General features: G+C 71.7%; 11 protein-coding genes. 6 read left to right on the top strand and 5 right to left on the bottom strand.

Features of this window, described 5'->3' with window-relative positions:
• Positions 1–176 precede the first annotated feature (176 nt).
• The 4 genes from CLT74_RS19335 (at position 177) to CLT74_RS19325 (ending at position 4,025) form a co-directional block, all read left to right on the top strand.
• Positions 177–512 carry a YnfA family protein gene (locus CLT74_RS19335; RefSeq protein WP_099847779.1) on the top strand — a complete coding sequence of 112 codons (336 nt, stop codon included), beginning with the start codon at positions 177–179 and terminating at the stop codon, positions 510–512.
• Positions 513–523: 11 nt separating this feature from the next.
• Positions 524–679, top strand: coding sequence for a hypothetical protein (locus CLT74_RS30490; RefSeq protein WP_158240280.1), 156 nt, complete (start codon positions 524–526; stop codon positions 677–679).
• Between the two features lie 272 nt (positions 680–951).
• Entirely contained in the window at positions 952–2,829 is a 1,878-nt protein-coding gene (locus tag CLT74_RS19330; RefSeq protein WP_099852390.1) for an ATP-binding cassette domain-containing protein, read from the top strand.
• Positions 2,830–2,924: 95 nt separating this feature from the next.
• Positions 2,925–4,025 (top strand): L-dopachrome tautomerase-related protein, encoded by a 1,101-nt coding sequence (locus tag CLT74_RS19325; RefSeq protein ID WP_099847778.1) that lies wholly within the window; start codon positions 2,925–2,927, stop codon positions 4,023–4,025.
• Between the two features lie 107 nt (positions 4,026–4,132).
• Here the strand turns inward: CLT74_RS19325 and CLT74_RS19320 are convergent, their stop codons facing one another.
• The 3 genes from CLT74_RS19320 to CLT74_RS19310 are packed head-to-tail and all read right to left on the bottom strand — an operon-like array spanning position 4,133 to position 6,590.
• Positions 4,133–4,765: a copper resistance CopC family protein gene (locus CLT74_RS19320; protein ID WP_099847777.1), complete on the bottom strand. Its 633-nt coding sequence runs from the start codon at positions 4,763–4,765 to the stop codon at positions 4,133–4,135.
• 17 nt (positions 4,766–4,782) lie between these two features.
• Positions 4,783–5,985, bottom strand: coding sequence for a Dyp-type peroxidase (locus CLT74_RS19315; RefSeq protein ID WP_099852385.1), 1,203 nt, complete (start codon positions 5,983–5,985; stop codon positions 4,783–4,785).
• Between the two features lie 17 nt (positions 5,986–6,002).
• A complete protein-coding gene (locus CLT74_RS19310; protein ID WP_099852387.1) occupies positions 6,003–6,590 on the bottom strand; it encodes a copper chaperone PCu(A)C in 588 nt (195 codons plus the stop codon).
• A gap of 138 nt (positions 6,591–6,728) precedes the next feature.
• Here CLT74_RS19310 and CLT74_RS19305 point away from each other — a divergent pair, with 138 nt between their 5' ends.
• Complete coding sequence (locus CLT74_RS19305) at positions 6,729–7,550, top strand: AraC family transcriptional regulator (protein ID WP_099847776.1); 822 nt, start codon at positions 6,729–6,731, stop codon at positions 7,548–7,550.
• On the opposite strand, the gene CLT74_RS19300 is transcribed toward CLT74_RS19305, so the two are convergent.
• Positions 7,525–7,956, bottom strand: coding sequence for a DUF2000 domain-containing protein (locus CLT74_RS19300; RefSeq protein WP_099847775.1), 432 nt, complete (start codon positions 7,954–7,956; stop codon positions 7,525–7,527). The genes CLT74_RS19305 and CLT74_RS19300 overlap by 26 nt on opposite strands.
• A gap of 54 nt (positions 7,957–8,010) precedes the next feature.
• Positions 8,011–10,062: a copper-translocating P-type ATPase gene (locus tag CLT74_RS19295; RefSeq protein ID WP_486582417.1), complete on the bottom strand. Its 2,052-nt coding sequence runs from the start codon at positions 10,060–10,062 to the stop codon at positions 8,011–8,013.
• A gap of 323 nt (positions 10,063–10,385) precedes the next feature.
• Here CLT74_RS19295 and CLT74_RS19290 point away from each other — a divergent pair, with 323 nt between their 5' ends.
• Positions 10,386–12,890, top strand: coding sequence for a nitrate- and nitrite sensing domain-containing protein (locus tag CLT74_RS19290; RefSeq protein WP_099847773.1), 2,505 nt, complete (start codon positions 10,386–10,388; stop codon positions 12,888–12,890).
• Positions 12,891–12,903 lie beyond the last annotated feature (13 nt).

Here is a 12,903-nt window from a genome sequence, read left to right as displayed (position 1 = left end):
ACCAGCAGATGTGCCCTGGCAGGGACCGTTGGCGGCGGGCGCCGCGGTTGTCCCGCACCGGCGGGGTGGCGGGCCCCACCGCCACGGGCACCTCCGGCGGGTGCCCTGTGCAGAGGATAACGCCGCTCGCTCGCCGCAACCCGGGGTGGGCCAACCGGTGACGGTAGGGTGCGGCGGTGACCGTGCTGCGTTCCGTCCTGCTCTTCGCCCTGGCCGCGATCGCCGAGATCGGCGGGGCCTGGCTGGTGTGGCAGGGCTGGCGGGAGCATCGGGGGCTGTGGTTCGTCGCCGCCGGGGTGCTCGCCCTCGGCGCGTACGGCTTCGTCGCCACCTTCCAGCCCGACCCGAACTTCGGCCGCATCCTGGCCGCGTACGGCGGGGTTTTCGTCGCCGGTTCGCTCGTCTGGGGCATGATCTTCGACGGCTTCCGCCCGGACCGGTGGGACATCTCCGGTGCCGGGATCTGCCTGCTCGGCGTCGCCGTGATCATGTACGCCCCGCGTGCCGCCTGACCCGTCCGCCCGTGAGCGTCGACGCCATCACGGCGTACGCCCGCCGGCTGCTACCCGGCCGTAGCGACCATCGGGATGCGGCGTGGACGCTGGCCAGGGAGATCGCCCGCATGCCCTCGCCCGAGCAGGTAACCCGTCGACTGCCGGAGTACGCCGGGGGACGGTGATCGGGACGCGGTTCCGGTGCCGGGCGGTTCGGCGCGCCGACAGGGCTGGACCACTGCCGCGTCGACGGTGACTATAAGTAGCTGGTCGGTCGCCTTTGGCTATCTCGGCGGTTTCCGCATTTTCGGCGGCGCCGCCGTCCGGCGGGGCGACCGCCACGTGTCGCCGACCCCCAGGAGGTACCCCCATGGCCGCCACGTCGACCCGGCGTCGTGACCGAGCGCAGCAGGCCGGGTCGTCGGGCGGGGAGTCGGTGCTCCCCGAGATGCGGGCCATGTGGTGGGAAACGGGTATGCGGGCGCGGACCCAGGCCGGTCTGCTCGCCGTCTTCGCCGAACTGCCCAGGCTGATCTGGGCGGCCCTGCGGATCAGCTGGCGAGCTGACCGGCTGCGTACCTCTGTGGTCGCGGTGGCGACGGTCGGTGCCGGCGTGATGTCGGCGTTCGGGCTGCTCGCGACCCAGCGGGTGCTTGTGGAGTTGTTCGCCGGTGGACCGACCGGGGAGAAGGTGGTGGCGGCGCTGCCGGCGCTCGCGGTGCTGGCCGCCGCGACGGCGGCGCGTTCCGGGATGGCCATCGCCACCGGCTACGCCCTGAACGGGCTGACCCCACGAGTGAGCCGGGAAGTGGAACGGGGCCTGTTCGAGGTGACCACTGCCGTACGCCTGGAAGCCTTCGACGCGGACGCCTTCGCCGACGACATGGAACGCGCCTCCCGGGGCACCGATTCCGCTGTCGACCTGGTGCCCGCCTCGATGAACCTGCTCGCCGGACTGGTGGGGGTGGTCGCGGTCACCGTGGCCGTGGTGGTGATCCACCCGCTGCTGCTGCCGGCGCTGCTGGTCGCCACCGTGCCGAACGCGTGGGCGTCGCTGCGGGCGGGGCATCTGCGGTACCAGACCTACATCGCCGGGTCGGTCCGGCGGCGTCGGATGTGGTTGCTGCACCGGCTGATGGCTGAACGGGCGTCCGCACCGGAGCTGCGTTCGTACGGGCTGCGCCGGTTCCTGCTGGACCAGTACGACCGGGTGATGGCGGTGGAGACCGACATCGAGCTGGCCCTGGCGCGTCGGGTGACCACGACGGTGACGGTGGGCTCCATGATCGGGGGCGTCGCCACCGGCGTGGTCTACGTGCTGCTCGGGCTGCTGCTCATCGACGGGCAGATCCCGCTCGCGGCGGCGGCCACCTGTGTGATCGCGGTGCAGGCGGCGCAACGTTCACTGGCGGTGGTGACCTTCCAGATGGACCGCGTCTACACCGAGGGCCAGCACTTCCGTGACTACACGGAATTCATGACCCGCGCGGCCACCTATCTGCCGGCGCAGGTGGTGGCGGCGGCACCCGACCGGCTGCGGGTGTTGACCGTGGACGAGGTGAGCCTGCGGTACCCGGATCGCGACACCCCGGCGGTCGATCGCGTGACGTTGACCGTCGAGGCGGGGCAGACGGTGGCCTTCGTCGGCGAGAACGGCTCCGGCAAGAGCAGCCTGGCAGCGATGATCGCCGCCCTGCGTACGCCCAGCGACGGCGTGATCCGCTGGAACGGGCGGCCCCTGTCCGAGCTGGACCGCGACGAGCTGCGTGGTCGCATCGCCGTGGTAACCCAGGAGTACCACAAGTGGCCGTTCACCGCCGCCACGAACATCGCCATCGGGGACATCGACGCCGAGGCCCGGCAGGACCGGATCGAGGCCGCCGCCACCCGCGCGGTCGCCGACGAGATGATCCGCGAGCTGCCGCACGGGTACGAGACGCTGCTCGACCGCACCTTCGCCAAGGGGCAGGATCTCTCCGGCGGGCAGTGGCAGCGGATCACCGCGGCCCGCGGCTTCCTCCGCGACGCCGAACTGCTGGTGATGGATGAGCCGTCGTCAGCGCTCGATCCGCGTGCGGAGGACGCGTTGTTCCAGGCCATTCGGGACCGGCGCGGCCGGGCCACCACCATCCTGATCACGCATCGGCTGGCAAACGTCCGGCACGCCGACCGGATCTTCGTGCTGCATCACGGTCGACTGGTCGAGGAGGGCACCCACGACGACCTTGTCGCCGCCGGGGGCCGCTACGCCAGCCTGTTCACCCTCCAGGCCGCCGGCTACGCGGACACCGCCGGTCCGCCCGTCCCCCGGCAACCCCCGCCCGCCGCCGGCTGACAGCAGCCTCACGCGGGTCGGGCGGCGAAGTCGCGCTGTCACGTTTGCGCCATCGGACGACGGGAACGGGGGTGGCCCAACGGTAGGAGCAGCACATGAGCGAGCCCGTGTCCGGCGAGCCCGTCGGTGAGCTGGAACTGGTCCACGCCTTCACCGGGCCCATGCCGACCGGCGTCAGCGTCTCGCACACCGGCCGGATCTTCGTCAACTTCCCCCGCTGGGGCGACGAGGTGCCGGCCACCGTGGTGGAGCTACGCGACGGCGCCGAGGTGCCGTACCCGGACGAGCTGTGGAACCGGCCGCGCGGCGTGGACGACCAGGGCGCGTTCGTCTCGGTGCAGAGCGTGGTGGTGGACCCCGCCGACCGGCTCTGGGTCCTCGACACCGGCAGCCCGATGTTCCAACCGACCCGACCGGGCGGCCCCAAACTGGTCCGGATCGACCTGGACGACGACACCGTGGCCCAGGTGATCACCTTACCGCCGGACGTGGCGCTGCCCACCACGTACCTCAACGACGTGCGCTTCGACCTGCGGCGCGGTGACGCGGGGCTCGCGTACATCACCGATTCGGCGGTCGCCGGGCCGAACGGGATCATCGTGGTCGACCTGGCCACCGGCGCCTCCTGGCGGCGGCTGCACGATCACCCGTCGACAAAGGCGGAGCCACTGTCCCGCTTCCGGCCCGTCGTGGAGGGACGACCGTTCCTGCAACGGCCGGACGACGGGCCGCCGAGTCCGGTGACGATCGGCGCGGATGGGATAGCCATCTCCGCCGACGGTTCCCGACTCCACTACTGTCCGTTGGCCTCGCGCCAGTGGTACAGCGTCGCCACCGACGCGCTCGCCGACGTCTCCGTCAGCGCGGACGAGGTCGCCGCGACAGTGGTGCACGAGGGCGACAAGGGCACCGGCTCCGACGGCCTGGAGACCGATGACGCCGGGCGGATCTACCTCACCTCGTACGAGCACAACGCGGTGCTGCGGCGGCGCCCGGACGGCGAGTACGAGACAGTCGTCCACGATCCTCGGCTGCTCTGGCCGGACACCCTGTCGGTGGCGGTGGACGGATACCTCTACGTCACCGCGAACCAGTTGCACCGGCAGCCCGGCTTCCAGCAGGGCCGGGACCTGCGTCGCAAGCCGTACGCGCTGTTCCGCACCCGGATCGACGCCGGCCCGGTGCTGCTGCGCTGAGCCCGCCGGCTCCCCCGGCGAACCCGACCGCCGAGGTCCGGCCCGACCCGCTGATCACCGCGCCCCGTCCCGGCGACACTCACCGGCCCAAGCGTCGCCGACAGCGCTCACCGCGCCGGGCCACCCCGGGCTGCGGATCGGCGGCGCAGCAGCAGCACCGCCGCGCCGGCCACCAGGGCCAGCAGGACCCCGCCGCCGGCCAGCAGCGCCGCCGTACCTGGGCTGTCGGAGGAGCCGCTCGCGGCCGGGCTGGCGGATGCGGCCGAGGCGGTCGGCTCGGCACTCGGGCTCGCCGGCGTCGGCGGTGCCGGCTCGCTCGGCGTCGGACTGGGGCTCGGTTCGGCGGTGGCCGTCGGATCGGCCACGGTGAAGGTGTACGACCCCTGCACCGGGTGCCCGTCGGTGGAGACCACCCGGTACGCGACCGTGTAGACGCCGTTCGGCAGCGCGGGATCGATGCTGACGGTGCCCTTGGTGCCGGTCACCTCCGGCTCACCTGTAACCACCTGCTGCTTGTCGCCGTCGCTGAGGGTGATCGTGGTGAACTTCGGGTTCAGCTTCTGCATGAACTCCAGGGTGATCTTGCTGGGTGCCTTCTTGAGCTCGGCGTCCTGCGCGGGAGTGGCCTTGCGCAGCACGTTGTGGGCGTACGCCGGCTGGACCGGCCCGATCAGCAGGGCGGTGGCGACGGTGAGCGCGGCGGCGAGGACGGCGGCTGTCGTCCGTCGAGGGCTGGACATGCTTGTCATTCTCCTCGTCAATCGAGCAGTTGCTGACCGACCCAACCGCCCTCCGGGCAGCCGGGTGGGACGGCGAAGACGGCGGAGCCGATCGGAGTGGTCCACTCGTTGAGCAGATCCCGCTCGGCGAGCCGCCGCTGGATGGGTAGGAACTGGGTGGCGATGTCGGCCTGGTACGCCGCGAAGATCAACCCACTGTCCGCGATGCCGGCTGCGTCGGGCACGCCGTCGTAGTTGTAGGGGCGGCGCAGGATCCGGAACCGGTCGTCGGTGACGTGCGCCCGGGTGAGGTGGGAGAAGTCCGGGATGACAGTCAGCCCGTCCGGACCGAGGGCGGCGAAGTCGGGTTCGTCGTGTTCGCGGGTGCCGGTCAGCGGGGCACCGCTGTCCAGCCGTCGCCCGACCGCCAGTTCCCGATCGGTGCGTCCGAGCAGATCCCAGGTTTCCAGGTTCATGCTGATCCGCCGCACCACGAGGGTGGTGCCGTTGCGTAGCCACTCCGGACCGTCATCGATCCAGACCGCCGTCTCCACAGGCGTACCCGGCTTCGGGTTGGCGGTGCCGTCGAGTTGGCCGAAGAGGTTGCGTTGAGTCCGGCCCGGCTCCGCGCCGGCCGCCCGCCGGAAACCCTGCTGGACCCAGCGCACCGTGGCGAACGGGCGGCTGTCCTTGATCAGAACCCGCTGCGCGTGGGCGACGGTGATCGGGTCGTCGGCGCAGATCTGCACCAGCAGATCCCCGCCGGACCAGCGGGGTTGCAGCCTGTCGATCGGGAACGGGGGCAGCTCGGCAACCGAGGGCGGGCGACGGTCGTCGAGACCGGCGGCGGTGAACAGGCCCGGGCCGAAGCCGAAGGTGACGGTGAGCCGGGCCGGCAGCAGCCCCAGCTCGGGTTCGGTGTCGGCGAGCGCGGGTCGGCCCTGGGTGAGCCGGGCGGCGTCGTCGGAGAGCAGCCGCAGCAGCCGCCCGAGGGCGGCCCGGTCGGTGGCCGGGCGCAGGGTGAAGGCGACGAATGCGGCATGCGCCTGGGGCTCGTCGACGATTCCCGCCTGCCGTACGCCGTGGAACGGCTCGACCGCCTCGCCGACAGCCGCCGCCACCGGCGTCCGCTCCGGCTGGCGTACCGGTGGCTCGGTGCGGGTGGTGGCCACCGCCGCGGCACCGGCAAGCGTGCCACCGGCGGCCAGCGCGCCGCCGGTGAGCAGGCCGCGCCGGCTCACCGGCCGGCTGGGGGGAGTCACGGTGCCGGGCTGTGGCTCGCCGACATCGACGGCATCGGCTCGCCGTGTCCGGGCGCGTAGGACTCCTGCGCTCCGGTGAACGGCTTGGCCACCGCGCTGAACGTCTGGCTCCGGCCGTCGGCGAAGGTGAGAGTGAAGGTCAGCTCGTCACCGGCCCGCACCGGCCGGGCGAGGTCCATCAACATCAGGTGGTCGCCGCCCGGTTCCAGCTTGTACTCGCTCCGCGCCTTGATCACTACACCACCCTGCTTGGCCCGCATGACCATCTTCCCGTCCGCCATGGCCATCTCGTGCAGTTCCATCGTTGACACGTCGGTGGCGGCACCGGTGATCGTGACGTCGGTGTCTCCGTCGTTGACGAGCGTGGCGAACGCCGCCGTCATCCCCTCGTCGGCGGCCTTCACCCACGGGTCGCGTACGCCCAGCACGCCGGCCTCGGCAGCGGCGTCGGCGGCGGTGGCGGACGGCGTGGGAGCGGCCGAGGTCTCCCCGGACGACCCGCAGGCGGCCAGGGACACGATGAGTACGGCCCCGGTGAACAGGACCGTCGGGCGCAGGAACCGGCGGGGCAGGGCGCTGGGCATGAAGTTCCCCTCGAAGATCGATGTCATCAGGTTTGTCGGCCGAGACCGCCTGGAAGTTCCGCCCGCCGCAGTTGCCCCGGTCACCAACGGCCAGGTGACAGCCGCTGCGCGACCCGGCGGAGCGGTTACAGTTCGGCGGTGTCCGGCCGACAGCAGGTACGGGTCTGGTCCCCCTCGGTCAGCGGGATCACCGAGGTGCTGCACGCGAGATTCACCGATCACGCCTACCCGATGCACACCCACGACAGCTGGGCGCTGCTCGTGGTCGACGAGGGAGTCGTCCGGTACGACCTGGACCGCCACGAGCACGGCGCGTTCCGGCGGGTGGTCACGCTGTTGCCACCGCACGTGGCGCACAACGGCTCCCCGGTCACCTCGCAGGGGTTCCGCAAGCGGGTCCTCTACCTCGCCCCCGGGCAGCTCGACGAGCACCTCGCCGGTCGGGCGGTGGACCGGCCGACCTTCGACGACGAACCCCTGCGGCGGCGGATCGATCTGCTGCATGCGGGGCTGACCGAGCCGGGTGACGAGTTCGCCGCCGAGGTGCATCTCGCGCTCGTCGTCGCGCGTCTGCGGGCGCGACTGGACCGCCGTACGCCAGTTGTCCCGCCGCCGCGGGACGCACGGATCGCCCGGCGGCTACGGGACCTGCTCGACGAACGCTTCGTGGTGGGCGTGACCCTGGCGGAGGCCGCCGGTCTGCTCTACGCCCACCCGACCCACCTGGTGCGGGCCTTCTCCGCGGCCTTCGGCATCGGGCCGCACCAGTATCTGATCTCCCGGCGGGTGGATCTCGCCCGACGGTTGCTGCGGGAGGGCGTGCCGGCCGGGGAGGCGGCTGCCACCGCCGGCTTCCACGATCAGTCACACCTGAGCCGGCACTTCAAGCGGATCCTCGGTTTCAACCCCGGCCGGTACGCCCGTCCCGGCCGGGTCACGGGTGCATCCGGGCACCCTTGAGAACCTTGTCCACGGCGTTCCTCGGGCCGTACACGGCCAGCCCGGTGAGGTCGAGGTGGTCGCGGCCGACAGCACGAACCGCCGCCCGGTTGTCCCGGTCGTTTCCGGTCCGGAACAGGTCCGCGGTGAAGACGGCGAGCGGCAGCCCGCGGGTCACGGCGCGCCGGTGGGCGGTGGTCATCGTCTCCTTCCCGCCGGCGAACACCAGCACGGGCTGCCGGAACATGGGCAGGTAGGGCGTGTCGTCGGCGTCGGCGTACGGCTCACCGAGCACCTCGGGCGCGGCCTGACCGATGCCGCTGACCAGGAACGCGGTCATGTTGAGCCGCTGCCAGGTCGGCAGGTCGTCGCGGAGCAGGACCGCGATCTTGGTGTCGAAGCGTACGGGCTCGGTGACGGTATCCATGCCGGCGAGTCTGGGTCCGGAGCCTCGACGCGGTCTTGTACGAAACTGCCCTGCTCACTCCGGTGGGCGCAGTTCGACGCGGCGCAGCAGTTGGGCATTGAGCGCGACGACGATCGTGGAGGCCGACATCAGCACGGCGGCGACCGCCGGGCTCAGCGCCACGCCGGCCCAGGCCAGGGCCCCGGCGGCGAGTGGTAGCGCGATCACGTTGTAGCCGGCGGCCCAGGCCAGGTTTTGGAGCATTTTCCGGTACGCGGCCCGAGACAATCGGATCACGCCGCTCACGCCGCGTGGGTCGGACGAGGCGAGCACCACCCCGGCGGACTCGATGGCCACGTCGGTGCCGGCGCCGATGGCGATGCCCACGTTCGCTCGGGCCAGGGCGGGCGCGTCGTTGACCCCGTCGCCCACCATGGCCACCCGCAGTCCTCGCCGCTGCAACTCTGTCACGGTGTCGTCCTTCTCCGCCGGCAGCACCTCGGCAAAGATCTCGTCCGCACCGGAGCGGAACCCGAGGTCGGCAGCGACCGCCTCGGCGACCGGACGTGCGTCGCCGGTGATCATCACAATCTTGCGGATGCCCTGCCCGCGCAGGTCGGCGACGGCCTGCCGGGCCTCCGGCCGAACCTGATCAGCCAAGGCGAGGGCGCCGAGGACCACGGCCCGGTCGTCGCCCAGCCGCAGCAGGTAGAGCACTGCCGCGCCCCGGCGCGACCAGTCCCGCCGGTGCTCGTCGAGATCATCCGGGACCGTCACGTCGAACTCCCGCAGCAGCGCCGGACCGCCTACGGCATAGGTCGTCCCGTCCACCTCGGCGCGCACACCACGACCGGTCAGCGAGTCGAATCCGGTCGCCACCGGCCGGTGCTGCTGGTCGGCGGCGGCAGCCACGATCGCCCGGGCGAGGGGGTGTTCGCTGTCGGCCTCCACCGCCGCCGCGATGGCGAGTACGTCAGGCCCGGTCGTGCCGGTGGTGGCGGCGACGTCGGTGAGGACGTGCTCGCCCCGGGTCAGCGTGCCGGTCTTGTCGAACAGCACCGTGTCCACAGTGCGCATCCGTTCCAGGGCCAGTCGGTCCTTGACCAGGATGCCGGCCTTTGCGGCAACCGCGGTGGACAGCGCGATGACAAGCGGAATGGCCAGGCCGAGCGCGTGTGGGCAGGCGATGACCAGCACCGTCACCGTCCGCACGACCGCCTCGTCCACATTGCCCAGCAGGGACCAGACCACCAGGGTGAGTACGGCGGTCGCGGTGGCGATGTAGAACAACCAGGCGGCGAACCGGTCGGCCAGGACCTGGGCCCGACCGCTGGACTGCTGGGCCTCGCCCACCAGCCGCTGAATCCCGGCCAGTGCGGTGTCGTCACCGACGGCCTCGATCCGGACCCGCAGCGCCGCGTCGGTGGCCACCGTGCCGGCCACCACCCGGTCGCCGGCCGAGCGCGGCACCGGCCGCGACTCTCCCGTGATCATCGATTCGTCCAGCTCGGCGCGGCCGTCGACCACTGTCCCGTCGGCCGGGACCCGCGAGCCCGGCCGGACCAGGACCACGTCGCCGACGCCCAGTTCGGCCACTGCCACCCGTTGCGGCTGCCCGTCCGGGTCGAGCCGCTCGGCGTCGTCGGGCAGTAGGGCGGCAAGTGCCGACAGGGCGCCTCGGGCCTGGCCGATCGCCTTCATTTCCTGCCAGTGCCCGAGCAGCATGATCGTCACCAGCGCGGCCAGTTCCCACCAGAAGTCCAGGTCGAAGGCGCCGAACGAGGTGGCCAGCGATGCCACGTACGCGACAGTGATGGCCATCGCGATCAGCAGCATCATCCCCGGTGCACGATCCCGGATCTCGCGCACCGCGCCCTGGAGGAACGGCCAGCCGCCGTAGCCGAAGACCACAGTGCCGAGCACCGGCCCGATCAGGCCGATCCCGGGAAAGTCCAGGTCGTAGCCGAGCCAGTCCATCACCATGTGACTTGTGGCCACGATCGGCACGGTCAGCGCCAGGCTGAGCCAGAACTTGCGGCGGAACGCCGCCGGGTCGTGTCCGGCGTGCTTGTCGTGCCCGCCGGACCCGTGCTGCGCCGGGTGGTGCCGGGCGTCGTCGTGGGACATGTCATCGCCTCCCGACACCACCATATACCCCACGGGGGTATTGGCACCCCTATAACAAGATCGAGCCGGATCGGGCCTCGCCCGTTCCTCCATTCGTTCACAGCGATTGGTCGAACAAGTTTCGCTATCGTGCCTTCGGTTCATGTCCGAGACGTCAGTCAACCCACCGGCGGGCGAGTGGGGATCTAGAGGTGAACCGATACATCGTGGTAGGAATGGCGCTCTGACGTGGGCAGGCACGCCCACCCTCCACCATGTAACCGACGCCTGCGTCGGTTCCTGCTGAGATCAACGTCGATGAGGCAAGGGGGCGGAGTACGCCGGTGACACGTGCTACAGCGGCAGCCGCAGTGCGTACCCATGCCGAAGCGCGTCGGGGATGGCTGGCCCGGGGCAGCATCGTCCGTCTGCTGCGGCTGCTGGTCGCCGTACCATTGATCGCGGTCGTAGCCTTCGCCGGCCTGGCCCTTGAGGGTACGGTCCGGCAGGTGCTCAACGCGGGCACCGTGCAGGACGTTGTCAGACTCTCCACTCAGGCCGGCGCGCTGGCCCGGGCCCTACAGGCCGAACGGGTGATCGCCGCGGTCGAGGTGACCACCCAGAGCCAGGCCGCCAGCGCCGCCTTCGACGATCAGGTCGCCCGGACCGACGCCGAGATCGTCGAGTTCCAGCGCGACAGGTCCGAGGTGTCGAGCGGGAACTCCGCCCTGCAACGGATCGACGCCGGTCTGACTGCGCTCGGCGCGGTACGCGAGCAGGTCCGCTCAAGCCCTCGCGCCACCCTGTCCGCGATCGCCTTCAGCTACCGCATCCTCGTCGCGGACCTGCTCACCTACCGCGCCTCCGTGGCCACCGACACCTCGACGAACATCGCCGACGACGTCCGGGCCGCGGTGGCGGTATCCGAGGCGGGGGAGGCGATCGGTCAGCTCCAGGTGATCGTGCTGCGCAGCCTCGCCGGGGGCGAGCTGACCCCGGCCGGGCAGCAGGAGATCGTCGGTGCCCAGGCGCGGTACGCCGAGGCCACGAACGCCTTCCTGGCCCTCGCCGAACCGGGGTGGGCGGCGAGTTGGGAGCAGATCGGTACCGATCCACAGGTCGTCGCCGCGCAACGGCTTCAGGACCAGGTGGGCCGGACGCTTCCCGGTGGCCGGCTCGCCGTCGACGCGAACGCCTGGGTCGAGGCCACCGACGGCTGGGTCAGCCAGATGTTCCGGATCCAGAGCGACCTGGACGCCGCCGTGGCGGACCGGGTGTCGACCGAGCGCGGGCAACTGCTGCGTAACGCGCTGCTCCAGGGCGTCGGTATCTTCCTGGTCCTGGCGCTGACCGCCGTCCTCACAGGTGTGGTGGCCCGGCGGATCACCCGGCGGCTGCGGTCCCTGCGCAACACGGTCACAAAGGTGGCGTACGACCGGCTGCCTGCGGTCGTCCGGGAACTCAGCGCCGCCCCACCCGGCAGCGTGCAGCCCAACGAGGTCGCCGACCGGTCGGTGTCGGAGTTCCGGATCACCGGCTCCGACGAGATCGCCGAGGTGGCCACCGCGACCCGGGCCCTGCACCGGGAGGCGGTCCGGATCGCCGGCGAACAGGCGGTGATGCGGGCCAACATCGCGGAGATCTTCGTCCACCTGTCCCGGCGTGAGCAGCGGCTGGTGGACGCGATGCTGGCCCAGGTCGACGAGGTCGAGCGCGACGAGGCCGACCCGGAGCGTCTCCAGCAGCTGTACCAACTGGACCACCTCGCGACCCGGATGGCGCGGATCAACCAGAGCCTGCTGGTGCTCGGCGGTTCCGGCATCTCCCGGGTACGCCAGGAGCCGGTACCGCTCGACCACGTGATCCAGGCGGCGCTGTCTCAGATCGAGCACTACACCAGGGTCCGCATCGGTTCGGTGGACAAGGAGCTGGCGATCGCCGGCACGGCGGTCGACGAGATCGTGCACCTGGTCGCCGAGCTGCTGGACAACGCGACCGGGTACTCCCCGCCGGATGCCGAGGTGCTGGTCACCGGGCACGCCCTCTCCGACCGGGCCATCGTTCAGGTGGTGGACCAGGGTGTCGGGCTCTCCAGACAGCGGTGCGAGCAACTGAACGCGGCGCTCGCCAACCCGTCCTCGGTCGACGTGTCGGGGGTGCGGGCCATGGGTCTGACCGTGGTCGCCCGGCTCGCCGCCCGGCACGCGGTGAAAGTCGAGCTGCGTCCCGGACCGACGGGCGGCACGGTGGCCGAGATCGCGCTGCCGGCACCGATCGTCGTGCGCCGGCCGGTCCAGCAGCCGCTGCCGGTGGAGTCCGAGCTGGGGCGGACCCGCCCGTCCGCAGCCGGTGGGCGCCCGGCGATGGCCGCTGTGACCCGCGCCGACGTTCCCGTGGCCGGCTCCGGCAGCCGCACTCCGAACGCCGGGCGGGTGCCGGTCGGCGTCGCCACGTCCGGCACCGTGCGGGCGAGCACTCCGGTGCCGTCCAGCTCGGTCGCCCCGCCGCCGGTACCCGCACCGCTGTTCCAACCAGCAGCCCAGCCGCAACCCGCCGCGGTGGGGTTGCCGGTCGGGCCGACGGTGAACGGCTGGTTCAAGACCGCCTTCGACGGCGACTCGGTGGCCGTCGTCTGGCCGGTCGACGCCGGTGAGAAGTGGGCGACCACGACGACAACGGTGGCCACCCAGGTCGGGTTGCCCCGCCGGGTGCCGCAGCCGCACCTCGTTCCCGAGGTACCGCAGCCGAGCGCGGACCCGCGCCGGAAGCTGGACCCGGCCGCCGTGTCGGCGGCGATGTCGGCCTACGCCAAGGGCGTCGCCGGACGCCGGGCCCCCAACTCCTTCTGACGCTTACTGCCCC

It is taken from the genome of Verrucosispora sp. CNZ293 (assembly GCF_002754655.1).
This window is presented reverse-complemented; position numbering and strand designations above follow the sequence as displayed.